The sequence below is a fragment of the Allobosea sp. LjRoot90 genome (genome assembly GCF_964254315.1).
Lineage (GTDB): Bacteria > Pseudomonadota > Alphaproteobacteria > Rhizobiales > Beijerinckiaceae > Allobosea.
On record NZ_CAXUTF020000004.1, the window covers coordinates 58784 to 80207 of the forward strand.

20 protein-coding genes are annotated in these 21424 nt (G+C 66.9%); 5 read left to right on the top strand and 15 right to left on the bottom strand.

Annotated elements, in window-relative coordinates; genetic code table 11:
* Positions 1-40: 40 nt before the first annotated feature.
* From ACSQ3M_RS15770 to phnG, 9 genes are read right to left on the bottom strand one after another with little or no spacing between them, the layout of a single operon-like run.
* Positions 41-661 (bottom strand): chloramphenicol acetyltransferase, encoded by a 621-nt coding sequence (locus ACSQ3M_RS15770; protein ID WP_436151027.1) that lies wholly within the window; start codon positions 659-661, stop codon positions 41-43.
* Positions 662-684: 23 nt separating this feature from the next.
* Positions 685-1386 (bottom strand): DUF1045 domain-containing protein, encoded by a 702-nt coding sequence (locus tag ACSQ3M_RS15775; protein ID WP_436151028.1) that lies wholly within the window; start codon positions 1384-1386, stop codon positions 685-687.
* A 7-nt stretch (positions 1387-1393) separates the two neighbouring features.
* Positions 1394-2533: an alpha-D-ribose 1-methylphosphonate 5-triphosphate diphosphatase gene (locus ACSQ3M_RS15780; protein WP_436151029.1), complete on the bottom strand. Its 1140-nt coding sequence runs from the start codon at positions 2531-2533 to the stop codon at positions 1394-1396.
* Complete coding sequence (phnL, locus tag ACSQ3M_RS15785) at positions 2533-3231, bottom strand: phosphonate C-P lyase system protein PhnL (protein ID WP_436151030.1); 699 nt, start codon at positions 3229-3231, stop codon at positions 2533-2535. Before phnL ends, ACSQ3M_RS15780 begins: the two co-directional genes overlap by 1 nt.
* Before the next feature lie 46 nt (positions 3232-3277).
* Positions 3278-4084 carry a phosphonate C-P lyase system protein PhnK gene (gene phnK / locus ACSQ3M_RS15790; protein ID WP_436151031.1) on the bottom strand — a complete coding sequence of 269 codons (807 nt, stop codon included), beginning with the start codon at positions 4082-4084 and terminating at the stop codon, positions 3278-3280.
* Positions 4081-5001, bottom strand: a complete 921-nt coding sequence (locus ACSQ3M_RS15795; RefSeq protein ID WP_436151032.1) for an alpha-D-ribose 1-methylphosphonate 5-phosphate C-P-lyase PhnJ — start codon at positions 4999-5001, stop codon at positions 4081-4083. Before ACSQ3M_RS15795 ends, phnK begins: the two co-directional genes overlap by 4 nt.
* Positions 4998-6122, bottom strand: a complete 1125-nt coding sequence (locus ACSQ3M_RS15800; protein WP_436151033.1) for a carbon-phosphorus lyase complex subunit PhnI — start codon at positions 6120-6122, stop codon at positions 4998-5000. Before ACSQ3M_RS15800 ends, ACSQ3M_RS15795 begins: the two co-directional genes overlap by 4 nt.
* A 22-nt stretch (positions 6123-6144) precedes the next feature.
* Complete coding sequence (gene phnH, locus ACSQ3M_RS15805) at positions 6145-6747, bottom strand: phosphonate C-P lyase system protein PhnH (RefSeq protein ID WP_436151034.1); 603 nt, start codon at positions 6745-6747, stop codon at positions 6145-6147.
* 2 nt (positions 6748-6749) lie between these two features.
* Complete coding sequence (gene phnG / locus ACSQ3M_RS15810) at positions 6750-7190, bottom strand: phosphonate C-P lyase system protein PhnG (RefSeq protein WP_436151035.1); 441 nt, start codon at positions 7188-7190, stop codon at positions 6750-6752.
* An 88-nt stretch (positions 7191-7278) separates the two neighbouring features.
* Here phnG and phnF point away from each other — a divergent pair, with 88 nt between their 5' ends.
* Complete coding sequence (gene phnF, locus ACSQ3M_RS15815; protein WP_436151036.1) at positions 7279-8037, top strand: phosphonate metabolism transcriptional regulator PhnF; 759 nt, start codon at positions 7279-7281, stop codon at positions 8035-8037.
* A 149-nt stretch (positions 8038-8186) separates the two neighbouring features.
* Positions 8187-9269, top strand: coding sequence for an alpha/beta fold hydrolase (locus ACSQ3M_RS15820; RefSeq protein WP_436151037.1), 1083 nt, complete (start codon positions 8187-8189; stop codon positions 9267-9269).
* Between the two features lie 14 nt (positions 9270-9283).
* Here ACSQ3M_RS15820 and phnE (ACSQ3M_RS15825) read toward each other — a convergent pair whose 3' ends face one another.
* The 5 genes from phnE (ACSQ3M_RS15825) to ACSQ3M_RS15845 form a co-directional block, all read right to left on the bottom strand.
* Positions 9284-10138 carry a phosphonate ABC transporter, permease protein PhnE gene (gene phnE / locus ACSQ3M_RS15825; RefSeq protein WP_436151038.1) on the bottom strand — a complete coding sequence of 285 codons (855 nt, stop codon included), beginning with the start codon at positions 10136-10138 and terminating at the stop codon, positions 9284-9286.
* Positions 10135-11016, bottom strand: coding sequence for a phosphonate ABC transporter, permease protein PhnE (gene phnE, locus ACSQ3M_RS15830; RefSeq protein ID WP_436151039.1), 882 nt, complete (start codon positions 11014-11016; stop codon positions 10135-10137). Before phnE (ACSQ3M_RS15830) ends, phnE (ACSQ3M_RS15825) begins: the two co-directional genes overlap by 4 nt.
* 155 nt (positions 11017-11171) lie before the next feature.
* On the bottom strand, positions 11172-12089 hold the full coding sequence (gene phnD / locus ACSQ3M_RS15835) for a phosphonate ABC transporter substrate-binding protein (RefSeq protein WP_436151040.1): 918 nt from the start codon (positions 12087-12089) through the stop codon (positions 11172-11174).
* Positions 12090-12165: 76 nt separating this feature from the next.
* Complete coding sequence (gene phnC / locus ACSQ3M_RS15840; protein WP_436151041.1) at positions 12166-12984, bottom strand: phosphonate ABC transporter ATP-binding protein; 819 nt, start codon at positions 12982-12984, stop codon at positions 12166-12168.
* A gap of 147 nt (positions 12985-13131) precedes the next feature.
* Entirely contained in the window at positions 13132-13788 is a 657-nt protein-coding gene (locus ACSQ3M_RS15845; RefSeq protein WP_436151042.1) for a TetR/AcrR family transcriptional regulator, read from the bottom strand.
* Between the two features lie 94 nt (positions 13789-13882).
* Here ACSQ3M_RS15845 and ACSQ3M_RS15850 point away from each other — a divergent pair, with 94 nt between their 5' ends.
* The 3 genes from ACSQ3M_RS15850 (at position 13883) to ACSQ3M_RS15860 (ending at position 19198) form a co-directional block, all read left to right on the top strand.
* Positions 13883-14992 carry an efflux RND transporter periplasmic adaptor subunit gene (locus ACSQ3M_RS15850; RefSeq protein WP_436151043.1) on the top strand — a complete coding sequence of 370 codons (1110 nt, stop codon included), beginning with the start codon at positions 13883-13885 and terminating at the stop codon, positions 14990-14992.
* Positions 14989-18063: an efflux RND transporter permease subunit gene (locus ACSQ3M_RS15855; RefSeq protein WP_436151044.1), complete on the top strand. Its 3075-nt coding sequence runs from the start codon at positions 14989-14991 to the stop codon at positions 18061-18063. Before ACSQ3M_RS15850 ends, ACSQ3M_RS15855 begins: the two co-directional genes overlap by 4 nt.
* A gap of 193 nt (positions 18064-18256) precedes the next feature.
* The gene (locus tag ACSQ3M_RS15860; RefSeq protein WP_436151045.1) at positions 18257-19198 is read left to right on the top strand and encodes a tripartite tricarboxylate transporter substrate-binding protein; all 942 of its coding nucleotides are present in this window, start codon (positions 18257-18259) and stop codon (positions 19196-19198) included.
* Between the two features lie 9 nt (positions 19199-19207).
* On the opposite strand, the gene pbpC is transcribed toward ACSQ3M_RS15860, so the two are convergent.
* Positions 19208-21361 (bottom strand): penicillin-binding protein 1C, encoded by a 2154-nt coding sequence (gene pbpC / locus ACSQ3M_RS15865; protein ID WP_436151532.1) that lies wholly within the window; start codon positions 21359-21361, stop codon positions 19208-19210.
* Between the last annotated feature and the right edge of the window lie 63 nt (positions 21362-21424).

Consider the following 21424-nt stretch of genomic DNA (forward strand, 5'->3'; position numbering starts at 1 on the left):
TTGTGACGAGATGCTCGGGTCTGCGCCCGAGCGTCGGCAATCAGCCCTCGTACTTCTCCAGGAATGCCTCGACCGGCAGCGCCCGGAAGTCGTCGAGCGCGGCCCGCAATGCGGCATGCTCCCAATCCCACCAGCCGAGCGCCTTCAGCCGCTCGGCAACATCCTCCGGGAAGCGCCGGCGGATGATGCGGGCCGGATTACCGCCGACGATGGTGTAGTCCGGCACGTCCTTGGTCACGACCGCGCCGCCCGCGACGACCGCGCCGGTGCCGATGCTGCGGCCGGCGAGCACGATGGCGCCATGGCCGATCCAGACATCATGGCCGATTGTCACCGGCGTCGAGCGACGCCAGGCGAAGAAGGCGGCGTCGTCCTGCGCATCCTCGAAATAGGCGCTGGCGCGATAGGTGAAATGCGACTGGGTCGCCCGTTGCATCGGATGGTTGCCCGGGTTGATGCGGGTATGGGCCGCGATCGAGCAGAACTTGCCGATCGTCGTGTAGATGACGTCGGAGTCGTTCACGACATAGGAGTAGTCGCCGAGTGTCGACTCCGCGAAGGAGGTGCGGGCGCCGATCTCGGTATAGCGGCCGAGCACGGCGTCGCGGACCTTCGCGGTCGGGTCGATTAGGGGCTCGAGTCCAAGCTTCTTGCCTGCCATGACGGGCTTCCCTGGAGGATGCGTTAACCGAGCGGGATGCTGTCGAGCAGCACGAAGCGGCTGGTGCGGCTCTCCTGCTTGAAGATGGCGACTTGGTCGATCAGGACCGGGCCGGCCGGCACCGCCTGCGCATGGGCCTGCACCAGCGCCGCCTTGATCGGCGCGACCTGCGCGTCCGGCAAGGAGCCGGTCAGCGTCATATGGAAGCGAAAGGCGTCGCCGACATAAGGATAGCCATAGGCTTCGAGATAGGCCCGGTGTGCCGGCGTCAGCGGGCTTTGCAGCCGCCGCTCAAGGTCGGCCGGCGAGAGAGGCGCCCGGAAGGGCTCGAATGCCTGGACCAGCTCGAAGGCAGAGCGCTGCAGCTCTTCACTCGACTCGGATGGCGTCAGGGCGATGAAGCGGCCGAGCGCATTAACGGAGAGTCCAGCGAGCTGAACGGGCGGGCGCCCGGCGACATAGTTGCGGGCGAAAGCGCGCAGCGCCCCCTCGTTGCGGCCATTGGCGAGCTCGAATGGCGCTTTCAGCGTCGCATGGAAGCCGTAGCGACGCGGCTCGGCAGTGAGGTCCGGCCAGTCGAGCCCTTCGCAGCCGGAGGGGATCGCGAAGTCGATATCAGCACCGGCGATGGCGTCATAGCCCAGCGTCGCGCTGCCGAAGCGCCAGAGGGCGCTGTCGGCGGCGGGGGTGTAATAAAGCGCGTAGCGTGGCGCGGTTCCGGTCATGCGGCGCTCAGAAGGCCCGGCGTCCCTGCGACCAGACGGTGGTGATCACCGGGGTCGCGCCCAGCGCCCGGAAGCGCACGAGATCGGCGCGCAGGCCGGCTTTCAGATGGCCGCGATCCCTGAGGCCGAGAATGTCGGCGACCTTCCAGGTGACCTTGGCCATTGCCGCGGGCAGGGCGATGCCGTGATTGTCGCTGAGCTTGAGCACGGCCTGCAGCAAGCTTGCCGGGACATAGTCGGAGGAAAGCCCGTCGAGCAGGTCTTTTTCGGCCAGCTCGGCCACGGAGACGCCGCCGGAATGCGAGCCGCCGCGGACCACGTTCGGAGCGCCGGCGATGGTGGCGAGGCCGCGCTGCTTGGCGGCCTGCGCCGCCTCGACGGTGGTCGGGAATTCCGAGATCACGGCGCCGGAGGCGATGCCGGCCTCGACATGTTCGACCGTGGTGTCGTCATGGGTTGCGATCGGGATGCCGCGCGCCTGGAACATCTCGACCACGGCGCTCCAGTTGTGGCCGACATTCTCGGAGCCTTCGCGCTGGCGGACGACGACGTCCTCCTCGAACTCGGCTTCGGTCTTGCCGTTGCCAAGCGAATAGGTGCGCAGATGCGCGATATCGCGCCATTGCCGCTGGCCGGGCGTGTGGTCCATCAGCGAGACGAGCTGGACCAGGGCATCGTCCTGGTAGGGCTCGATATCCCCAAGCAGGTCAGGGCTGGTCAGTTCGCAACGCATGTGGATGCGGTGGTCGATGCGGAAGACGCCCTCGGCGGTGCCGAGCCGCAGCGCATCCATCACATCGGCGAAGATGTCCTTGCGGTAGTCCTTGGCCGAGAAGGGCGTGCCGGCGCAGATCGCGTCATAGACGGTGGTGACGCCGGCGGCCGCCATCTGCGCGTCATGGACCAAAGCCGCCGCGAGCCCGTTCGGCCAGAAGACCTTCGGGCGGGGCATGAAATGCTTTTCCATGTTGTCGGTGTGCATCTCGACGAGGCCGGGCGCGACATAGTCGCCCTGGACGTCGATCGCTTCCGGCAGGGAGGAGCGGCCCTGATCGACCGAGAGAATGCCGCTCTCGTCGAAGGCGATGGTCCCGGTGACGACCTCGTCCTCGAGGATCAAGCGGGCATTGGTCAGGATGGTGGACATCAGGCGGCCTTCCGGAAATCGGTGATGTCGAGATAGCGGGTTGCGACAGCCTCTCGCACGGCCTCGTCATGGAAGATACCGACGATGGCGGAGCCCTGTTCGCGCGCCTCGGCGATCAGCTTGACAACGACATTGCGGTTGTTAGCGTCGAGCGAGGCGGTCGGCTCGTCGATCAACATGATCGGCGAGGGGTCGACGAAGGAGCGGGCGATGTTGACGCGCTGCTGCTCGCCGCCGGAGAAGGTCGCCGGGGCGAGGTCCCAGAGCCGTTGCGGCAGGTTGAGGCGTGCCAGCATGGTTTTGGCGCGTTCGCTAGCCTCCTCGGGCGAGGCGCCACGGGCGAGCAGAGGATCGCGGACGATGTCGAGCGCCGAGACGCGCGGGATGACCCGCAGGAACTGCGAGACGAAGCCGAGCGTGCGGCGGCGGATGTCGAGCACGGTGCGCGGCACCGCCGAGACGATGTCGATGGGGCGGCCGGCATGGGTGATGGCGATGGTGCCGGAGGTCGGCCGGTAATTGCCGTAGAGGATGCGCAGCAGGCTCGATTTGCCGGCGCCCGAGGCGCCAGCCAGCACCAGCGCCTCACCGGCGGCGACCGTAAAGTTGACGTTGTCGAACACCGACAGGCGCACGCCGCCCTGATTGTGCAGGGTGAATTCCTTGGCGACGTTCTCGACGTGAATCATCGTGGTCATGGTCGCACTGCCTTGCGGGCTCGGGGTGACGCGGTTGTGACGGCGCTCATACGGTGAGCACCGCCGATGTCAGCAATTGCGTGTAGGCGTGGTGGGGGTCGTCGAGGACCTGGTCGGTCAAGCCCTGCTCGACGACGCGGCCATCCTTCATCACCATCAAGCGGTCGGTGAGCAGGCGGGCGACGGCGAGGTCATGGGTGACGATGATCGCGGCGAGGCCGAGATCGCGCACCAGCACGCGAAGCAGGTCGAGCAGGCGGGCCTGGACGGAGACGTCGAGGCCGCCGGTCGGCTCGTCCATGAAGACGAGCTTGGGCTCGGAGACCAATACGCGGGCGATCTGCAGGCGCTGCTGCATGCCGCCGGAGAACTGGCGCGGCCGATCGTCGATGCGATTACCGGCGATCTCGACGCGCTGCAGCCAGTCGAGCGCAGTCTCGCGGATCTTGCCGTAATGGCGGGCGCCATTGTCCATCAGGCGCTCGCCGACATTGCCGCCGGCCGAGACGTCCATGCGCAGGCCGTCGCGCGGGTTCTGGTGGACGATGCCCCAGGCGGTGCGCATCAGCCGGCGCCGCTCCTGCTCGGCGACCGAATAGATGTCGAGTGGTTCGGTCCCACCTCTGAACAGCACCTCGCCCTGGTCGGGCTTGTCGATGCCGGCGAGGCAGCGCAGCAGGGTCGACTTGCCCGAGCCGGATTCGCCGACGATCCCCAGCACCTCGCCCGGCCAGAGGTCGAAGGAGACATCGGCGCAGCCGATGCGCTCGCCATAGAAGCGGTTGACATTGGCGACGGAGAGCAAGGGCTCGGGATCGAGCGTCAATTGCTGCGGATTGACCTGCATGTTCATGGCTTATCCTCGACCAGATGCAGCGCCGAGGCGTCGGCGAGCATGGCGCCTCGATGGCCCTCGGCCCGCCGTGTCTCGCAATGATGGCTGTCGGAGCAGACGAACATCCGCCCGCCCTGGTCGTCGATCACGACCTCGTCGAGATAGGAATCGGCCGCGCCGCAGAGGGCGCAGGGCTGTTCCCAGCTCTGGATGCGGAAGGGGTGATCCTCGAAATCGAGGCTGCGCACGCTGGTATGCGGCGGCACCGCATAGATGCGCTTCTCGCGGCCGGCGCCGAAGAGCTGGAGCGCCGGCGACATCTGCATCTTCGGATTGTCGAATTTCGGGATCGGCGAGGGCGCCATCACATAGCGGCCATTGACCATGACCGGGTAGTCATAGGTCGTCGTCACCTCGCCGAAGCGGGCGATGTTCTCGTAGAGCTTGACCTGCATCAGCCCGTATTCGGCCCAGGCGTGCATCTTGCGCGTCTCGGCCTCGTGCGGCTCGAGCTTCCGCAGCGGTTCGGGCTGCGGCACCTGATAGACCATGATCTGCCCGCTCTTCAGCGGCGCCTCGGGGATGCGGTGACGGGTCTGGATGATCGTCGCCTCATCCGTCGCCTCGGTCGTCCTGGCATCGGCGGTGCGCTCGAAGAAGCGGCGGATCGAGACGGCGTTGGTGGTGTCGTCGGCGCCCTGGTCGATGACCTTGAGCGTATCGTCCGGCCCGATGATCGCGGCGGTCACCTGGATGCCGCCCGTGCCCCAGCCGCGGGCGAGCGGCATCTCGCGCGAGCCGAACGGCACCTGGTAGCCGGGGACCGCGACCGCCTTGAGCAGCGCGCGGCGGATCATCCGCTTGGTCTGCTCGTCAAGATAGGCGTAGTTGTAGGCCTGCTTGGTCTCGTCGCTGATGCTCTGGTGCACGGTCATTCCGCGGCCTCCGGCAGGGCTTGGTTCGCTTGATCGGCGAGACGCTGTTCGCGTTCTCGGCGGATGCGGCGGATCAGCTCGAGCTCGCCCTGGAAATCGACATAGTGCGGCAGTTTGAGATGCTCGACGAAGCCGGCCGCCTCGACATTGTCGGAGTGGTAGAGGACGAATTCGTCCTGCTGCGCCGGATAGGTCGCCGCCTCGCCGAACTCGCGCGCCTTCAGCGCCCGGTCGACCAGCGACATCGACATCGCCTTGCGTTCGCTATGGCCGAAGGAGAGCCCATAGCCGCGGGTGAACTGCGGCGGCACGTCCTTGGAGCCGGCGAACTGGTTGACCATCTGGCATTCCGTCAGCGTGATCTCGCCGAGATCGACGGAAAAGCCGAGCTCCTCCGGCACGAACTCGACCGCGACCTCGCCGACCCGGACCTCGCCGACGAAGGGGTGGCTGTTGCCGAAGCCGCGCTGCACCGAATAGCCGAGGCCGAGCATGAAGCCTTCATCGCCGCGCGCCATCGCCTGCAGGCGGACATCGCGGTCGGCTGGGAAGCTGACGGGCTCGCGGGTCAGGTCGAAGGGCCGCGGATCGCCTTCCGGCGGCGCCTCCTCCTCCATCAGGCCCTCGGCGCCGAGGATGTCGGGCACGCGCGGCATGAAGGCGTCGAGCGGCTGCGTGGCCGGACGGGCCTGCTGCTCCTCGCCCGGGGCCGCCTGATCCATCAGCGTGAAGTCGAAGAGCCGGTGGGTGTAATCATAGGTCGGGCCGAGTACCTGGCCGCCGGGCAGATCCTTGTAGGTCGCCGAGACGCGGCGGCGGATCGCCATCGTCGCCGTGTCGAGCGGCTCGGATGAGCCGAAGCGCGGCAGCGTCGTGCGATAGGCGCGCATCAGGAAGGCAGCCTCGATCGCATCGCCCTGCGCCTGCTTCAGCGCCAGCGCGGCGAGATCGGGATCGTAGAGCGAGCCCTCGTTCATCACACGGGCGCAGGCGAGGCCCATCTGCTCGCGGATCTGCGCGACGGCGAGCTCCGGCACGCTCTCATCGCCGCGGCGCGCCTCGGCGACGAGATCATGGGTGGCGAGGATGGCGGCTTCACCGCCCTTGACCGCGACATACATTAGTAAAGCTCCCGGCGGGGCATCAGCGGGCCTCCACGATTTGGGTCGAGCGCGGCAGGCCGAGCGCCTGCGTGCCATGGACCAGCAGAAGGTCGACACCGAGGGGGTAGAGCGTGGCGTTGCCCTCGACCTCGGCCCAGAAGCCCGGGCGCAGCCCGGCAGGGGCGATCGTCCGGCGTCCGGCGATGCCGGGGCCTTCGAGCGTGACCGTCTCGCCGCCGTCGAGCGCGGCGCACTGGACGAGCACCGTGGTCGAGCGGTCGGGGAACTGATCGTCACCGGCGTTGAAGGAAGAGAGGAGCGGTTCGGCAGCGACGCCGTCGATCACCGCGAAGGCGGCACGGGAAGGATCCTCGACCAGGGCCGCGGCGCAATGGAAGCGCAGCCAGGCGCCGGCCGGACCATCGCGCAGAGAAGCCGGCAACCAGATCGGCGTCTCGTAATCGGCGAGCGTCAGCAGCGCGACCGCCGTGGCCGGATCGAGTCCGGTCGGCGCCTCCATCGCATCGCCGAGATCGCGAACAAGGCCCGGTTCCGAGAGCGCCGCCAGCAAAGCGCGGAACGCTCCCTGCGACTGGAAAACCGGGTCGGAGAAGCCTGCGTGGATCTGATTGCCGTCCTGCATCGTCACGCTCCCCTGACCAGGGTGAAGAAATCGACCTTGGTGGCCGCAGCCTTGCGCGAAGCGAGCTCCCGGGCCGCCTGCTGCTTGTCGGCGAGCGTCCGCACGCCATGTCGCAACGGGCCGGCCTCGGCCTCGCCCTGCAGGAGCGCGTCGGTAATCGCTGCCAACCGCGCCTTGCGAGCATCGCGGCCTAGTGCGTAGGAGAAGCCCATGGCGCCGCTCTCGAGGCGGACGACGCAGCGCGTCACCGTGGCTTCGCCGAGATTGAAGCGGCGGCCGGCGCCGCCAGCCCTGCCCTCGACCATCACGGTTCCGGTTTCGGGGGCTTTCAGCACCTCATGCGCCGGCAATGGCCCCGCCTGCTGCAGCAGCGCATCGACCTCGCCCCGTGTGGCGCGTGCGAGGACGGCCATCCAGTGCTGACGTGTCGCGGTTTCGGTCATACCGTGTCGGCCTCTCGCCAAGCGCTAATGTCTAGACTATAATAAGCTCGTCGCTGCAAAAGGTCTATACATTTTGGATGAAATTTTGATGACACCGGGCATGCCGGGCATGCCGGGCAATCAGGGCAGCGATGGTGGCACGGCATGGCGTCGGATCGCCGACGCGCTCGCCGCCTCGATCGAGCAGGGCGAGTACGAGCCCGGCGACACCCTGCCGGCCTCGGTCGCGCTGGCCGAGCGCTACGGCGTGCACCGGCATACGGTGCGCCAGGCTTTCCGGCATCTCGCCGAGCGCGGACTGGTGACCGTGTCACGCGGGCGCGGCACGCAAGTGACGGCGCCGCGGTTCCCCTACAAGCTCGGCCGCCGGGTCAGCATGCGCACCAATTTCGGCGCGGCCGGTATCGCCGTGTCCGGAGCGGTATTGGCGTCCGAGGTCGCCGCCGGCGAGGCGGAGCATTGCGCTCTGCTCGGCCTGCCGGAAGGCACGCCGCTCTGGGCGATCGAGACCTTGAGCCGGGCCGGGGGTACGCCGGTGGGCACCGGCATCCATTATCTCAGCGTTGAGCGCTTTCCGCGCTTCGACGAGATTCTGACGGGAGCGGGGTCATCGATCACCGCCGCCTTCAAGGCCTGCGGCATTGCCGACTATGTCCGGCGCTCGACGCGGCTGGCGGCCCGGCTCGCCAGCGAGCGCGAGGCAGCGCTGCTCAAGATCGAGCCGGGCGCGGCGGTGCTGACCTCGGACGCGATCGATGCGCTGCCGGACCTGACGCCGATCCACATCGTCAACAGCGTCTTCGCCGGCGAGCGGATGGAGATGGTGGTCGAGCCGTTCGGGGAGTAGGCGCTGCGGGCTACTTCCTCGCGGCCCGCCGCTTTTGTGATCGCAAGGCCTAGCCTGACGCCTTGCCTCGCATCGGACGAGGCGCAATCCTTCGCCGGAGCCGACGGGCGCAACATCACGATTGCGCCGGGCCGGGACGAGGAAACGCCATGATCATCGCAAGCTCGCCGCTGCGCGCGGCAGTGATTGCCGTCTCTTGCTGCCTGTCCTGGCTGGCACAGGCGGCGGAGTATCCGGCGCCAAAGCGCGGTACCTTCACCGTCAAGGATTTCCGCTTCAGTACTGGAGAGACCCTGCCGGAGCTCAAGCTCGGCTATGCGACGGTGGGTGAGCCGTCCGGCGAGCCGGTGGTGATCCTGCACGGCACGGCGGGTTCCGCCGCGAGCATGCTGACCCCCGCCTTCGCCGGCGAGCTCTTCGGGGCCGGGCAGCCGCTCGACGCGGCGAAGTATTTCATCATCCTGCCCGATGCGATCGGCGCCGGAACCTCGTCGAAGCCGTCCGACGGGCTGCGGGCGAAGTTCCCGCGCTACAATTACGACGACATGGTCGAGGCCCAGTATCGGCTGGTGAAGGAGGGCCTCGGCGTCCGCCATGTCCGTCTCGTGCTCGGCAATTCGATGGGTGGCATGCACAGCTGGATGTGGGGCGCGAAGTATCCCGATTTCATGGACGCGCTCGCGCCGATGGCCTCGCAGCCGACCGAGATGTCCAGCCGCAACTGGATGATGCGGCGGATGATCATCGATGCCGTGCGCAACGATCCGGAATGGAAGGGCGGCGACTACAGCGCGCAACCGCAGGGCTTCCGGGTCGCCAACGTCTTCTTCGGCATCGCTACCAGTGGCGGCACGCTCGCCTATCAGAAGCTGGCTCCGACCCGCGAGGCGGCCGACAAGCTGCTCGACGACCGGCTCAAGGCGGCGTTCAGCGCCGACGCCAACGACTTCCTCTACCAGTGGGATTCCTCGCGCGACTACAACGCCTCGCCGAAACTCGAGGCGATCAAAGTGCCGCTGCTGGCGATCAACTCGGCAGATGACGAGCGCAACCCGCCTGAGACCGGCATCATGGAGCAGGAGCTCAAGCGATTGCCGAATGCGAAGCTGCTGCTGATCCCAGCGAGCGCCGAGACGCGCGGCCACGGCACAACCGGCATGGCGAGGTTCTGGGCGAAGGACCTCGCGGCCTGGCTCGCGACTGTGCCGAAGCGCGCCGCCGGCCAGAACTGACCCGGCGGCCGACCTCAGACCGCGCGCTTGCCGATAATGGCGAAACGCAGCTTGTTCGAGAGGAAGTCGATCGCGGTCACCGCTGCCAGGACCAGCAGGATCAGGAACGAGACCTGCTGCCATTCGAGCGTGCGGATGGTCTCGGCGAGATAGAGGCCGATGCCGCCGGCGCCGACTATGCCGATGATGGTCGAGGAGCGGGTGTTCGACTCGATGTAGTAGAGCACCTGGCTGGCGATCACCGGCAGCACCTGCGGGATCAGCCCGAAGCGGATCTCGTGGAGTTTGCTGCCGCCGACCGAGGTGACGCCCTCGACGGGCTTGCGGTCAACGGATTCGATCGCCTCGGAGAACAGCTTGCCGAAGGCGCCAAGGTCGCTGGTCATGATCGCGAGCATGCCGGCGAAGGGACCGAGGCCCACGACATTGACCCAGATCAGCGCCCAGATCAGCGCGTCGACGCCGCGCACCGTGTCCATCGAGCGCCGGGCCAGGAAATGCACGATCCGGTTGGCGACGACGTTCTTGGCGGCGAGGAAGCCGAGCGGGAAGGCGAGGATCGCCGCCAGGATCGTGCCGAGGAAAGCGATGGCGATGGTCTCGAACAGCGCCTTGACGAAGATGATGGCGCGGGCGAACGAGCCGGGATCGGGCGGCAGCATCAGCACCACGAAGGTGCCAAGATTGGCGAAGCCGGCGATGATCTTCCAGAGCGAGGTTTCGAGCGTCGTCAGCCCATAGAGGAAGAGCCCGACGAGGCCGCCGATGACGGCGATGGTGATGAGCTTGGTCTTCAGCGAGCCGTCGATCGCCGCCTTGTGGCGGGCGATCAGCGCGTTGCGGTCGGCAGCGGAGAGGGCGAGTGTCATTTGCCGTGCTCCAGGCTGAGCAGCGCATGGCGCAGGCGCTCGGTTCCGTAGTCGATCAACATGACCGTGACGATGATCAGCAGCAGGATGGCGCTGACATCGGTGAAGTAGAATTTGCGGATCGCCTCGATCAAATCCTGGCCGATGCCGCCGGCGCCGACGAAGCCCATGATCGACGCGCCGCGGACATTGATCTCGAAGCGCAGCAGCGCGTAGCTGGCGAAGTTCGACAGCACCTGCGGCACCACCGCGAAGCGGATGATCTGCCACCAGCCGGCGCCGGTGGCGGTCAGGCCGTCGACCGGCTTCATGTCGATGTTCTCGACCACTTCGGAGAAAAGCTTGCCCATCGCGCCCATGGTGTGGATGGCGATGGCGAGGACGCCCGGCAGCGGGCCGAGGCCGAAGGCGATCACGAAGATCAGCGCGAAGACGATCTCGGGGACGGTGCGGCAGAATTCGAGGAAGCGGCGCGTGGCCCAGCGCAGCCCGGCCGAGCGGCCGAGATTGCTGGCGGCGGCAAAGCAGAGCAGGAAGCCGCCGACCGCGCCGAGCACGGTGCCGACATAGGCGATCAGCAGGGTCTGCCAGAGCAGCTTCAGCCAGCCATTGAGGCCCCAGTACCATTCCTTGAGGTCGGCGCCGAGCGTCGCAAAGCGCAGCGTCGGCATAGTCTCGAGGATGTATTTCGGGAAGCGCCAGGCGTTGGCGGCGAATTTCGCGAAGTCGACCTCGGCGCCGATGCCGGCGAGCAGGACGCAGGCGACGAAGATTGCCGCTCCGAACAGGGTCTGCAGCCGCTTCGCCGCCATTTCGCGCCGGTAGAGATCGGCGTGGGCGGTGATGGCGGGATCGTTGCGGTCGATCGCAAGTGTCATGGAATGTCCGTCGCCGAAGAGGTGGCGGAGAGCCTGCCACCGTCATGCTCGCCCTTTGGGAGAGCATCCACGTCTTGAGCGCTGCGCGAGATCAGCGAAGCGAAGACGAGGATGGTCGGGACAAGCCCGACCATGACGGATAGCGATGGCGAGATTTATGAGGACTTCTTCTTGCGAAGCGCGTCGACGAACTTGTTCAGCTCGATGATCGGGTCATAGGCCTTGTTGTCGACGGCGACGAGCGGGCCCTGCTTGCCTTCATAGATCTTGTCGAAGGCGGCCTTGTCCTTGGTCGCGAGGTTGAGGACGGTGTCGCGGATTTTGCCCTTCAGCTCTTCCGGCAGCTCGGTGAGATAGGCCATCGGCGAGTTCACGATCTGCTGCGACTTGTAGATGATGCGGAAATCGTCCGCCTTGACCATCTTCTTGCGGTCCATGCGCAGGAGGTTCGATTCCTGCTCGTCATTCCACCAGTTGGCGGCGACGTCGACGGTGCCCTGGCCGAGCGCGATCACCGCGTTCTCGTGGCTGCCGGTGTAGACGACCTTGCCGAAGAAGGTCTCGGGCTCGATCTTCATGCCGTCGAGCGCGAAGCGCGGGACATTGTTGCCGGAGGTCGAGTTCGGGTCGACGAGGCCGAGATTCTTGCCCTTGAGGTCCTCGACCTTCTGATAGGGCGAATCCTTCTTCACGTAGAAGACCGAGTAGTAGCCCTTGGTGCCGTCGATATTGGTCTCAATCGCGAAGGCGTCGATCTTGGCGCCGGTCATCAGCGCGCGAGCGAAGGAGGCCGGGCCGTACATGCCGATGTGGATGTTGCCGGCGCGCTGGCCCTCGATGATCGCGGCGTAGTCGTTGGCGATGCGCAGGGTCACCTTGGTGCCGAGTTCCTTCGCGAGATAGTTGACGAAGGGGGTGTAGCGCTCGACGACGCCAGACGCGTTCTCGGACGGGATGATGGCGAAGACGAGCTCGGGATACTTCGCCTTCCAATCCTGGGCGAAAGCCGGAGCGGCGAGCGTCGCGGCAAGGCCGGCTGCGGCAAGCGTGAGCGTATGACGACGGGTCAGCATGAGAGTGCTCCTTTTTTAAAAGATCGGCGATGAAAGGTCAGACGTAAGTGCAGGCTCGGGCGCGCCGCCGGCTGTTTCAGGCGACGTTCTGCTTGGCGCGCTGGGCTTCTTCGGTGGCGATGGCGTCGAGTTGGTCGAGCGCCTCGGCTCCGGCATCCTTGGCCTCGATGCCGTAGAGCTCTGCGGCGAGCTCGCTGGTCAGCGCATGCGGGGGGCCGTCGAATACGACCTTGCCGGCGGCCATGCCGATCAGCCGGTCGCAGTACTTCGCGGCGATGTCGAGGTGGTGGAGATTGCAGATCACCGTGATGCCGTCCTCGCGATTGATGCGGAACAGCGCGTCCATGACGATTTGCGTATTGCGTGGATCGAGCGAGGCGATCGGCTCGTCGGCGAGGATGATCTTCGGCTCCTGCACCAGCGCGCGGGCGATGGCGACGCGCTGCTGCTGGCCGCCGGAGAGGGTCTCGGCGCGCTGCGACAGCAGATGCCCCATATCGAGCCGCTCGAGTGCCGCGATGGCACGGACCTTGTCGTCCTGCGAGAAGCTCTTGACCAGCGTCAGCGCGGCGGAGCGATGGTTCAGGCGGCCGAGCAGGACATTGGTCAGCACGTCGAGCCGGCCGACCAGGTTGAACTGCTGGAAGATCATCGCCGTGTCGCGCCGCCAGCCCCTGAGCGCAGCGCCACGCAGGGCGGTGACGTCGCGCTCCTCGCTGAGGATGCGGCCGTCGCTGGCGTCGGCGAGGCGGTTCAGCATGCGCAGCAGCGTCGACTTGCCGGCGCCCGAGCGGCCGATGATGCCGACCATCTCGCCGCGCGGAATCGACAGGTTGACGTTGTCGACGGCGGCCTTGCCACCGAAACGCTTGGTCAGACCTTCGATACGCAGCATCAACTACTCTCCCGCGATTGCGGGATGATGCGGTATCGGCGACAGATGACAGCGCCGTGACAGGAGGGGTGTTTCGGGGCGCCGAAGGGGCAGACGGTCATCGGCCGTCAACCATATCGTCGCGCGAGCCGCTGGAGCGGCGTGGCGTCAGGCCGCTCGCAGCAGCAGGTCGACGCAGGCGGCGACGTAGGATTTGCGCTCAGCCGATGGAACGGCGGCGATGCCGAGCAGGCCGCGAACCTGATGGAAGCCGCGGAGCATGCCGATGAACTGCTCGGCCAGCATCACTGGCTCGCCAGCGGTCAGGGGACGCGACAGACCATCACCGGATCGTGAACGCTCCTCCAGCAAAGCGGCGAGATCCGTGATCATGCGCCCTGCGCCGGTATCGTAGGCGGCCTGTCCGAGTTCGGGAAAACGCGCGGCCGCCCCGACGATCAGGCGATGCAGATCGAGCGAGGCGGGGTGCAGCATCATCGCCAGAGCGTCCTCGCCGAGACGCAGCAGGATGGCCCGCAGATCGCCGGTTTCGCTGCGCGGACGGCGCAATGGAATCGTCAGCTTTTCAGTGAGTTCGGTGCAGATCGCCAGGAACAGCGCCTGCTTGTCGGCGAAATGGCTGTAGATGGTCTGCTTGGAGACGCCGGCGCGCTGGGCGATCTGGTCGAGGCTGGCCCGGTCGAAGCCCTCGGCCAGGAACGTCTCCGAAGCGGCCCGGGTGATCGCGTCATGTTTGTCCGGCCGTGATTTTTCGGCCGGCATCGCTTTTGCTTCTGCAGCGGCGGCGCTAGTGCGTCCGTGCATTGATCATTCCGTCACGCTTCCGCCCTTAAAGGGTGCTTATCAAACTAGACCGTCCAGTCTAGAATATGTCCGCGGTACCGGAGCGTCCAGCCTGATGAAGCGTTTTCTCCTCCTTATCCTTGTCGCCGGGCTGGCGGGCGGTGGGTACTATGGCTACCGCTACCACTATAAGCCGACCAATCAGCAGGCGCAGGCGCAAGGCGTCGCCAGCGCGCCGAACCCCGCCGTCCCTGTCGAAGTCGGGACGATCGAGCTCGCCACGGTCGCCGAAGAGGTCGAGGCCCTCGGGACACTCGCGGCCGAAGAATCCGTCGTGATCGCTCCCGAGATTGCCGGCCGCGTCGTCGCGCTCGGCTTCAAGGAGGGCGAGCGGGTCAGTAAGGACCAGCCGCTGGTCATGCTCGACACCGCCATCCTCGACGCAGAGCAGAAGCAGTCCCAGGCCGATCTCTCGCTGGCGCGCGACACCTATGACCGCAACCGCTCGCTGGTTCAGCGCGGCGCCGGGACCCAGGTCGCGCTCGAGCAGGCGACGGCGCAGCTCGCCTCGCAGGAGGCGCGCCTGCAGCTCGCCCAGGCCAAGCTCGCGCTGGCGACGATCAAGGCGCCGTTCAACGGCGTGGTCGGCCTGCGCGCCGTCGGCGTCGGCGACTATGTCTCGATCGGCAAGCAGCTGATCACGCTGACCAGTATCGACCCGATCAAGGTCGATTTCCGCGTGCCGGAGATCTACCTGACCCAGCTCAAGGTCGGCCAGCCGATCCAGCTCAAGGTCGATGCGGTGCCCGATCGGCCCTTCACCGGTAAGATTTTCGCGATCGATCCGGTCGTCGACGTCAATGGCCGGGCGGTCAAGCTGCGCGCCTTCGTGCCCAATGCCGACCTCGTCCTGAAGCCCGGCCTGTTCGCCCGCGTGACGATCATGGTCGACAAGCGGGAGAACGCGCTGGTCGTGCCGGAAACCGCGGTCGTGCCGGACGGGCTCGGCAAGACGGTCTTCATCATCGAGAACGGCAAGGCCAAGCGCGTGCCGGTCGAACTCGGCAAGCGCCTGACCGGCAAGGTCGAGGTGGTCAAGGGCCTCAAGCCCGGCATGCAGATCGTCACCGCCGGGCAGATGCGCCTGCGCGAGGGCTCGACCGTCCTGATCAAGGAGAAGGCCGCAGTCCAGACCAGCTCGCTGCCGGGCGCCGTGCAGCGATGAGCCTGTTCGAGCTCTTCGTCCGCCGGCCGGTCCTCTCGACCGTCCTCAGCCTGCTCGTCATCCTGATCGGCTTTGTCTCCTATACGCGCCTGACGGTGCGCGAGTATCCGAACATCGACGAGCCGATCGTCTCGGTGCAGACCGTCTATCGCGGCGCCAGCGCCGAGATCATCGAGACGCAGGTCACGCAGATCCTGGAGAACTCGATCGCCGGCATCGAAGGCATCGAGATCATCACCTCGACCAGCCGCCAGGAGCGCAGCCAGATCTCGGTGCGCTTCCGGCCGGATGTCGACCCCGATGTCGCAGCCTCCGACGTGCGCGACCGCGTCAGCCGCGTGCGCGGCCGCATGCCGGACGAGATCGACGAGCCGATCATCGCCAAGGTCGAGGCCGACGCGCAGCCGGTGATGTATCTGTCGCTGACCAGCTCGCGGCATTCGCCGCTGGAGCTGACCGACTTCGCCGACCGCTTCATCGCCGACCGTGTCCAGAACATCACCGGCGTCGCCGAGGTCCGCATCCTCGGCCAGCGCCAATATGCCATGCGCATCTGGCTCGATCGTGCCCGGCTTGCCGCCTACAACATCACCGTCCAGGAGATCGAGGCGGCGCTGCGAGCGCAGAACATCGAGATTCCCTCCGGCCGGATCGAGAGCAACGACCGCGAGTTCACGGTGCTGTCGCAGACCAGCCTGAACACGCCCGAGCAGTTCCGCGAGATCACGGTCAAGGACGCCAACGGCTTCCCGGTCAAGCTGCGCGACATCGCCAAGGTCGAGCTCGGCGCCCGCGAGGAGCGCAATGCCGCCTGGTTCGGCGGCCAGCCTTCGGTGACGATCGGCATCGTCAAGCAGGCGACGGCGAATCCGCTCGACGTCTCCTCCGGCGTGGTCGCAGCGCTGCCGAGCATCCGCGAGGATCTGCCCGACGGCATGTCGATCGCGACCTCCTACGACACCTCGATCTTCATCGATCGTTCGATCAAGGCAGTCTACACGACGATCGGCGAGGCGGTTGTCCTCGTCGTGCTGATCATCTTCCTGTTCCTGCGTTCGCTCAGAGCGACACTGATCCCGCTCGTCACCATCCCGGTCTCGCTGATTGGCGCCTTCGCGCTGATGTATGCGCTCGGATTCACGGTGAACACGCTGACCTTGCTCTCGATGGTGCTCGCCATCGGCCTTGTGGTCGACGACGCCATCGTCGTGCTCGAGAACGTGCACCGCCATATCGAGGACGGGGTCGAGCCGACCAGGGCGGCGATCAAGGGCATCAACGAGATCGCCTTCGCGGTGGTGGCGATGACGCTGACGCTGGTTGCGGTCTATGCGCCGATGGCGTTCTCGACCGGGCGGACCGGCAAGCTCTTCGTCGAGTTCGCGCTGACGCTGGCAGGCGCGGTGCTGGTTTCCGGCTTCGTCGCGCTGACGCTGACGCCGATGATGTGCGCCAAGCTTCTGAAGCACCACGAGAAGCACAACTTCGTCTACAACGCGCTGGAGCGCTTCTTCGAGGCACTGTCCAGCGGCTATCGCCGCTCACTGCGCTTTGCGTTGTCGGTCAGGCCCTTGATCGTGCTGCTGGCGCTGCTGGTCGCCGGCGGCAGCTATTTCTTCTTCACCAATCTGCGCTCCGAGCTCGCACCGGTCGAGGATCGTGGCACGATCACCGCGATCGGCGTCGCGCCGGAAGGCGCGACCATGACCTTCACCGCCGACTATGCCCGGCGTGTCGAGACCTATTTCAGCAAGATCCAGGAGGTCGACAGCTATCTCGTCATCGTCGGCTTCCCGGACGTGACGCGGGCGATCGCCTTTGCGCGCCTGAAGCCCTGGGAAGAGCGCCACCGCAAGCAGCAGGACCTCGTCGCCGAGATCAACAAGGGGTTGTCGCAGATCCCGGGCATCCGCCTGTTCGCGACCAACCCGCCCTCGCTCGGCCAGGGCGGCGCCAACAGCAAGCCGGTCGAGTTCGTGCTGCGCTCGTCGGAGCCTTACGTCACCATCAAGGAAAACGTCGACAAGCTGATCGCCGAGGTCCAGGGCAATCCGGCGCTGACCAATATCGAGACCAACCTCATCCTCGACAAGCCGCAGATCAAGGTCTCGATCGACCGGCAGCGCGCCTCCGATCTCGGCGTCGGCGTCGATGTGATCGGCCGCACCATGGAGACCCTGCTGGGCGGGCGCCAGGTCACGCGTTTCAACATGAACGGCGAACAGTATGACGTCATGCTGCAGGTCGCCGGCGCCGAGCGCAGCACGCCGCAGGCGCTGCAATCGATCTATCTGATGGGCCGGGGCGGCCAGGCGGTGCAGCTCTCCAGCCTCGTCCAGATCGAGGAGAACGTCGCGCCCAAGGAACTGATCCGCTTCAACCAGCTACGCTCTGCGACGATCACGGCCGTGCCCGGACCGGGCTACTCGCTCGGCGATGCGCTGGGCGTGCTCGAGCAGGCGGCTGCCAAGGTGCTGCCGCCTTCGTTCCAGACCGATTATTCCGGCCAGAGCCGCGAGTTCAAGCAGTCGGGGTCCTCGATCCTGCTCGTCTTCCTGCTGGCGCTCGGCTTCATTTATCTGGTGCTCGCGGCGCAGTTCGAGAGCTTCGTCGACCCCGTGGTGATCATGGTCTCGGTGCCGCTCTCGCTCACCGGCGCGCTCGCGGCGCTCTATTTCTCCGGCGGCACGCTCAACGTCTACAGCCAGATCGGCCTGATCACGCTGGTCGGCCTGATCACCAAGCACGGCATCCTGATCCTCGAATTCACCAACCAGCTGCGCGAGGAGGGCCGGGAGTTGATCGATGCTCTGGTCGATGCGGCGGAATTGCGCCTGCGGCCGATCCTGATGACCACGGGCGCGATGGTGCTGGGCGCGGTGCCGCTGGCGCTGGCGGAAGGCGCCGGCGCCGAAAGCCGCTCGCAGATCGGCTGGGTCATCGTCGGCGGCATGAGCTTCGGCACGCTGCTCACGCTCTATGTCGTGCCGGTGGCCTATAGCTACATGGCGCGGAGCAAGCACGGCTCGCGCCACGCGCCGGCCGAGGCGCATCCGCAGCCGGCGGAATAAGCGGCTGTCCGGGTAGAGGATATCCGGATAGCCCTTAGCGGAAACGTCTATTCGCTTTCGCTCCCGCCCGAGGCTAACCGTCCGGGCGGGAGCGCCAAAGAGCAAGAACTCAGGCGCCGCCCGTGACATGAACGGGAGGAACGGCATGAGGATTGGCACCAGATTCTGGCTCAAAGCGGCGTGCGCCGCTGGCATGGCAGCCGCGGCTTCGATCGCGCAGGCTCAAAGCTTCCCGAGCAAGCCGGTCACCATGCTGATTCCGTTCGCGGCGGGCGGACCGACCGATGTCGTCGGACGCCTCGTCGGCGAGCATATGAGCCGCTCACTCGGCCAGCCTGTGATCATCGAGAACGCGGTCGGCGCCGCCGGTACGCTCGCCGGACAACGGTTGATGGCCTCTTCCGCCGATGGCCACGTCATCCTGATCGGCCATACCGGCACGCATGCTGCGGCCGTCTCGCTCAACCCGAACCTGAAATACCGGCCGGTCGAGGATTTCGCAGCCATCGGGCTGGTCAACACCAACCCGATCTTCCTGACCGTGCGCAAGACCCATCCGAGCGGCACGCTCAGCGAGTTCGTCACTTGGCTGAAGGCCAATGAAAAAGCGGCGAGCAACGCCCATGCCGGCGTCGGCTCGGTCAGCCATACCACCTGCCTGCTGTTCAACACCGTCCTCGGGGTCAAGCCGAACGGCGTGCCCTATCGCGGCACGGGCCCGGCGATGAACGACCTCGTCGGCGGCCAGGTCGACTATCTCTGCGACCAGGCGGTGAATGTGGCGCCGCAGCACCGCGCCGGTACGATCAAGACGCTCGCCGTCGCCTCGACCGCCCGGGCGACGGCGCTGCCGGACGTGCCGACCAGCACGGAAGGTGGCGTTCCCGATTTCAAGGTCGAGGTCTGGAACGCGATGTTCGCGCCCAAGGACACGCCCGCTCCGGTGGTGGCCAGGCTGAACCAGGCGCTGAAGGCGGCGCTCGCCGATGCGACGGTGAAGGCCAAGCTCAACGAGCTCGGCGCCGAAATCCCCTCGGCCGAATTGCAGGAGCCGGCCGGCCTGCGCGCCTTCGTGGGGGCCGAGATCGAGCGCTGGGCGCCGATCATCAAGGCGAGCGGCGTCAAGATCGAGTGACCTTGCCGGCTATTGCAGCCTGACCGAGACGCTCTCGCTGGCGCCGGCGGCGTCGATCACCGAAATCCGCATGAAGCCCTTGCCGGGCGGCTGCCAGGAGGCTTCGCGGCGCTTCACCGCCGCGATCACCGGGGCGCCGTCGACCAGCCAGGTGAAGGGCGCGACGCCGCCAGCCACCTTGAGATTGAGCTGCGCCGTACCGTCGACCGTCGAGGCGGCGAGATCGATCCTGGCGCCCTCCGGCGGGAAAGCGAGCTTCAGGCCCGGTGTCGCCAGCGCTGCAACCGTCTTCGGCACGTCCTGGCGCAGATGCCGCAGCGGCGGCGGCAGGGTGGCACTGGTCGCGGCGATCGTGCCGGGCGGTTGCACGAAGGGGCGCGGGTCGAGGCCGATGCGGGCGAAGGCGTCGAACAGGATCGGCGCCGCGACGACACGACCGACGAGGCCGGGCACTGCGCCATTATCGGCACGGCCGACCCAGACGCCGATGGTGTGCTTGCGGTCGAAACCAACGGCCCAGGCGTCACGATAGCCATAGGAGGTGCCGGTCTTGTAGGCGATCCGGCCGGGCGGGGCGTTGAGCGGCGGCGGCGCGCCGAGCAAGGTATCGGCGACATACCAGGCGGCGACCGGCTCGACGAGGCGCAGCGGCGGCTCGGCAGCGCCGCTTGTCGGCTTCACATGCAACGGCACGACCTCGCCGCCGCGGGCAAGGCCGACATAGAGCCGCGTCAGGTCGGAGAGCGTGATGCCGAGTCCGCCGAGGCCGATGGCGAGACCGGGCGCACCGCCATCCCTGGGCATGGCGATCGTGGCACCGGCATCCTTCAATCGCGACAGGAAGCGCTGGGGGCCGAGCGCCGAGAGCAGCTCGACCGCCGGCAAATTAAGCGAGAGCTGCAAGGCCTTGCGAGCGCTGACCATGCCCTGGAAGCCGAGATCGAAATTCTCGGGCACATAGAGGCCGTAACGGGTCGGTCGGTCCTCCAGCATGGTCTCGGGGTGGGCGATGCCATTGTCGAAGGCGAGCGCGTAGATGAAGGGCTTCAGCGCCGAGCCGGGCGAACGCAGCGCCTGCGTCAGGTCGAGCGAGCCGGCGCGCCCGGCGTCGAAATAGTCGACGCCGCCGACCGAGGCCCGGATCTCGCCGGTCTCGTTGTCGGCGACGAGGATGGCGATCGAGAGCTGCGGTCCCTGGCCGGTAGCGCGCTCGCGCGCGAGCTGTTCCAGGCTCGCCTGCCAGCGTGCGTCGATGGTCAGGCGCTGGCTGCGCTGCTCGGGAGCCTCCGCGACGACCTGCTCGGCTGTATGCGGGGCGAGATTGGGGAAAGGCTTGCGCGTGGTCGGGATCGTTTCCTCGCGCGCGGCGACGACCTCGTCGGCCGTTGCGAGCCCGGCAACCTCGGCCCGGGCAAGCACACGCTCGCGGGCTTTGCGGGCCGCTTCCGGGAAACGGTCGGGCCGGCGCGTCTCGGGCGATTGCGGCAGGGCGACCAGCAGCGCCGCCTCGGCGGTAGAGAGCCGCTTCGGCTCCTTGCCGAAATAGGCGAAGCTCGCGGCACGCACCCCTTCGAGATTGCCGCCGAAGGGAGCGAGGGTCAGGTAGAGGTCCAGAATCTCAGTCTTGCTGAAGCGCCGTTCCAACTCGATCGCGCGCACCGCCTGTCTCAGCTTGGCCGAGAGCGAGCGCTCCTGGCGCGGCTCGAGCAGGCGGGCGACCTGCATGGTCAACGTCGAGCCACCCGAGACGATGCGGCCATTGCCCAGCATCTGCCCTGCTGCTCGCAAGGCTCCGAGCGGGTCGATGCCGGCATGGTCGTCGAAGCGCTTGTCCTCGAAGGCCTTGAGCATGGACAAGTAGCGCGGGTCGACGTCGTTGGCGCCGACCGGCAGCTTCCAGCGCCCATCGGCGGTGACGAAGGGGCGCAGCAGCTTGCCCTCGCGGTCGAGCACCACAGTCGAGCGGTCGCGGGCGGCGGCGAGGTCGAGCGGGGGAAGGGCCGAGGCGTACCAGAAGAGGGAGGCGGCGGTGGCGGCCGCTAGAGCGAAGGCGCCGGCTCCTGCGTAAGCAAGCCGCCGCGGCCACCAGGACTTGCCTTCTCCCCTTGCGGGAGAAGGTGGCCCGAAGGGCCGGATGAGGGGTCGCGCAACGCTTCCAATCACGCTGTTCGAGATGAGGCGCCAACGATCAAGCGCAGCGCGACCCCTCACCCCAACCCTCTCCCA

Excerpts from the sequence above, each read along its gene's own strand:
- ACSQ3M_RS15770 (WP_436151027.1), bottom strand. The coding sequence starts at position 661 with ATGGCAGGCAAGAAGCTTGGACTCGAGCCCCTAATCGACCCGACCGCG.
- ACSQ3M_RS15775 (WP_436151028.1), bottom strand. The coding sequence starts at position 1,386 with ATGACCGGAACCGCGCCACGCTACGCGCTTTATTACACCCCCGCCGCC.
- ACSQ3M_RS15780 (WP_436151029.1), bottom strand. The coding sequence starts at position 2,533 with ATGTCCACCATCCTGACCAATGCCCGCTTGATCCTCGAGGACGAGGTC.
- phnL (WP_436151030.1), bottom strand. The coding sequence starts at position 3,231 with ATGACCACGATGATTCACGTCGAGAACGTCGCCAAGGAATTCACCCTG.
- phnK (WP_436151031.1), bottom strand. The coding sequence starts at position 4,084 with ATGAACATGCAGGTCAATCCGCAGCAATTGACGCTCGATCCCGAGCCC.
- ACSQ3M_RS15795 (WP_436151032.1), bottom strand. The coding sequence starts at position 5,001 with ATGACCGTGCACCAGAGCATCAGCGACGAGACCAAGCAGGCCTACAAC.
- ACSQ3M_RS15800 (WP_436151033.1), bottom strand. The coding sequence starts at position 6,122 with ATGTATGTCGCGGTCAAGGGCGGTGAAGCCGCCATCCTCGCCACCCAT.
- phnH (WP_436151034.1), bottom strand. The coding sequence starts at position 6,747 with ATGCAGGACGGCAATCAGATCCACGCAGGCTTCTCCGACCCGGTTTTC.
- phnG (WP_436151035.1), bottom strand. The coding sequence starts at position 7,190 with ATGACCGAAACCGCGACACGTCAGCACTGGATGGCCGTCCTCGCACGC.
- phnF (WP_436151036.1), top strand. The coding sequence starts at position 7,279 with ATGACACCGGGCATGCCGGGCATGCCGGGCAATCAGGGCAGCGATGGT.
- ACSQ3M_RS15820 (WP_436151037.1), top strand. The coding sequence starts at position 8,187 with ATGATCATCGCAAGCTCGCCGCTGCGCGCGGCAGTGATTGCCGTCTCT.
- phnE (WP_436151038.1), bottom strand. The coding sequence starts at position 10,138 with ATGACACTCGCCCTCTCCGCTGCCGACCGCAACGCGCTGATCGCCCGC.
- phnE (WP_436151039.1), bottom strand. The coding sequence starts at position 11,016 with ATGACACTTGCGATCGACCGCAACGATCCCGCCATCACCGCCCACGCC.
- phnD (WP_436151040.1), bottom strand. The coding sequence starts at position 12,089 with ATGCTGACCCGTCGTCATACGCTCACGCTTGCCGCAGCCGGCCTTGCC.
- phnC (WP_436151041.1), bottom strand. The coding sequence starts at position 12,984 with ATGCTGCGTATCGAAGGTCTGACCAAGCGTTTCGGTGGCAAGGCCGCC.
- ACSQ3M_RS15845 (WP_436151042.1), bottom strand. The coding sequence starts at position 13,788 with ATGCACGGACGCACTAGCGCCGCCGCTGCAGAAGCAAAAGCGATGCCG.
- ACSQ3M_RS15850 (WP_436151043.1), top strand. The coding sequence starts at position 13,883 with ATGAAGCGTTTTCTCCTCCTTATCCTTGTCGCCGGGCTGGCGGGCGGT.
- ACSQ3M_RS15855 (WP_436151044.1), top strand. The coding sequence starts at position 14,989 with ATGAGCCTGTTCGAGCTCTTCGTCCGCCGGCCGGTCCTCTCGACCGTC.
- ACSQ3M_RS15860 (WP_436151045.1), top strand. The coding sequence starts at position 18,257 with ATGGCAGCCGCGGCTTCGATCGCGCAGGCTCAAAGCTTCCCGAGCAAG.